1 protein-coding gene is annotated in these 263 nt (G+C 76.0%); it reads right to left on the bottom strand.

The window, feature by feature from the left end:
• Positions 1–263 (bottom strand): RsmE family RNA methyltransferase (locus A612_RS09070; RefSeq protein WP_019374180.1); only part of this gene is annotated, 263 nt, incomplete at both ends.

Raw genomic sequence — 263 nt, 5'->3', positions numbered from 1 at the left:
GGCGATCGCCTGCCAGTGGGCCTGGCGCCGCGCCGCGCGCTCGCCCGACAGGCGCAGCACGCTGCGCGCCGCCGCCACCGGCTGGATGCTGGCGACGCCCAGCTCGGTCGCCTTCTCCACCAGCCAATCCATGCGCTCGTTCGCCGGCATGCCGACCACCAGGTGCACGGCGCGCTCTGCCTCGCGCTCGACCGGCTCGTGGGCGCCGACTTCCACCGCCACCTCCGTGCGGCCCATGCGCACGATGGTGGCGCGCCACTGGC

It is taken from the genome of Melaminivora alkalimesophila, from assembly GCF_000282995.1.
Classification (GTDB): Bacteria; Pseudomonadota; Gammaproteobacteria; order Burkholderiales; family Burkholderiaceae_C; genus Melaminivora; species Melaminivora alkalimesophila.
The sequence above is the reverse complement of the archived record's forward strand: the minus strand, read 5'-3'. Positions and strand labels throughout refer to the sequence as shown.